2 protein-coding genes are annotated in these 2,332 nt (G+C 66.3%); one reads left to right on the top strand and one right to left on the bottom strand.

The window, feature by feature from the left end; all coding sequences use genetic code 11:
* Positions 1-325: 325 nt before the first annotated feature.
* The gene (locus ACWD3C_RS48355; protein WP_451155173.1) at positions 326-1,189 is read right to left on the bottom strand and encodes a transposase family protein; all 864 of its coding nucleotides are present in this window, start codon (positions 1,187-1,189) and stop codon (positions 326-328) included.
* Positions 1,190-1,523: 334 nt separating this feature from the next.
* On the opposite strand from ACWD3C_RS48355, the gene ACWD3C_RS48350 reads away from it, so the two are divergent.
* Positions 1,524-2,048 (top strand): hypothetical protein, encoded by a 525-nt coding sequence (locus ACWD3C_RS48350; protein WP_451155171.1) that lies wholly within the window; start codon positions 1,524-1,526, stop codon positions 2,046-2,048.
* Positions 2,049-2,332: the final 284 nt, after the last annotated feature.

Genomic DNA, 2,332 nt, shown 5'->3' with positions numbered 1-2,332 from the left:
CCTGATCGTGGCGCGGTTCACCAAGAGCCAGTGCCAGCCGTGTCCGGACCACCCCCGGTGCACCAGCTCCCGCGAGAGCGCCCGGAACGTGGGCTTCCCCCCCCCACACACACAAGAACTCCGCGACCTGCAAGTCCGTGATTCCCGACAGAGTCAAGCTCAGGGCCCCTCGCCGACGCGGTTCTCTGCACGGATCATCTGACGGAGGCTGGTGCGTGCGGCGGTCAGGTCGTCTTGGACCTCGCTGAGCTGTGCAGTCAGGTCCTTGACCTGGGCCAAGGCATCGTCACGCTCGCCCTGCAGACGCTGGTGCCCTGCCGTGAGTTCATCGACGCGGGCGCCGAGGTCGGCAGCGCCGAACTGGTCGAGCTGCTGGCCGAGACTCCGACGGACGGCGCCCTTGAGACGTTCGACTTCTTCCCGCAGGCGCCTGTTGTCCTCCTGGAGGAGCTGCTTCTCCACCTTCCATCCGGCAGGCTCCTTTCTCCTTGACCGGGAACAGTCCGAAGGCGCCGCGACGGTGCAGGTAGCGGGCGTGATCGGCCACCGTGTGCAGGGCGTCGGCGGTCACGATCGCGCCGGTGATGTCGGCGATCAGGTCAAGGGCGGCGGTGAAGTGCACGGTCTCGTGGGGCTTGTGGCGCATCTCGCGCTGGGCGAGCATCACGCCGGGATCGACCTGGTAGACGCCGAGCAGGTGAAGCTGCAGGCCGTCGGCGTCCCGGGCGCCGCGAACCGTCTTGCCGTCCGCGGCCAGCTGCAGCATGGGCGGATCGACCGCGATTCCGGCCAGCGGGTCGGCGGCGTGGGTCTGCACGAAGGTGCCGACGGCCGCATCGAGTGCGTCGGCGTCGATCCGGGCAAGGGTGCGGGTGAGGGTGGTGGCCACCGGCAACCACGCCAGATCACCGTCGGAAACTTCGAGTGCGGCCAGGATGCCGGCGCCCTGGCCGTTCGCCCAGCGGATCACACCGCGTACCGAGCGCACCCCGCACAGCAGGGCGCAGGCCACCAGGCCGAGCAGCATCGGGAGGGGGTACGTGAGCAGGTGCGCAGAACGCGGGTCGGGCACGGCGCCGACCGCCTCCAGGAACGAGGGGAGTTTCGCAGGAGTGCACAACTCCTGAACTTCGACGCCGAGTTGATCGGCGAGTTGACGAGAGGTGGGCAGGGTCGGGCAGGATGGCATACGGGCGCGGCCTTCACGATCTTGCGAGTGGAATCACATGATCATGACGGGCCGCGCCCTTCGACGTTCCCCTGCCCCCCGTCCAAGATCCGAGCACGCATCACGCCTGCTTCACCGCCTCCGCCCCGACGAGTCCGCGCCCGTCGGATACGTGGCCCCTGAATGGTGGCTGGATCTCCTTCGTTCATTTGGCTGATTTCGCTTCAGGTGCAGGGCCGTTACTCGGCCTTCCTCAAATGGAAATGCAACCTTCCGGAAGGTTCGCTTGTCTGCCTTGATATCCGGAGCAATTGCGCCGGAAAGAACCGTCCACATCAGGGGAGGACCTTTTCCCATGCGATACAGCAAACGCGCTCTCGTCGCCATGGCCTGCGCCTTCGCGCTGGCTCCGGCCGGGGCCGCATACGCCGGCAGTGGGCCGGCTCCCAAGCCCTCCGGGCAAAGTGAGCGGCAGTCCGCGGCGCCGTCGGAGGCGGGCAACCCGGCGAGCGTGAAGGCGCAGGCCGCAGGCGTCTGTTCGGACGCATACCAGATCGGCAGCACCGCGTACATCACCCGGTCCGACCAGACCGTCGCCTCGGTGAAGCAGTTCTACTCGCCGTCGTGCGCGGAAAACTACGGCTATCTGTGGGTGTGGAAGAGCTTCCAGGACACCGCCGGTGACTACGACGTCAGTACCGGCATCTACAGCTACTCGCAGGACGAGATCCTCGGCCAGCGTTCCTGGACGAACACCACCGCCCAGGAGTTCTGGTCCGAAGGCACACCCACCGTCTCCGAGTGCACGGCAGCGGTCGGCGCCGTGCGAAAGGCCGGTGACCCGCTCTCCAACCAGGCGGCCAGTTCGCAGCGCTGCTGATTGAAGAGAGAAAAGAACGTGCCCCCGACTGCCCGGTAAACAGTCGGGGCACGCTCGAACGCTATAGCTCGTAACACGATCTTGTGACTCGTTGCTGGTGGAATGTGAGCCGCACGGAGATTTGCGGTGGCGCCCGGACCTACCATGGCGGCATGGCCGTCGGCCTATTCGCAGGTATCCCCGTCAACGACTACTGAGGTTGAACTCGCTATGGCGGGTGGGGATCTGACGTTTCATGATTGTTGCGGTATGCCGGAGGTATGCGGTATGCGCAGGGCGGTGGG

It is taken from the genome of Streptomyces sp. NPDC002845 (assembly GCF_053591955.1).
This window is presented reverse-complemented; position numbering and strand designations above follow the sequence as displayed.

Bases quoted from the DNA above. Each gene is read 5' to 3' on its own strand.
- ACWD3C_RS48355 (WP_451155173.1), bottom strand. From the start codon at position 1,189: ATGCCATCCTGCCCGACCCTGCCCACCTCTCGTCAACTCGCCGATCAA.
- ACWD3C_RS48350 (WP_451155171.1), top strand. From the start codon at position 1,524: ATGCGATACAGCAAACGCGCTCTCGTCGCCATGGCCTGCGCCTTCGCG.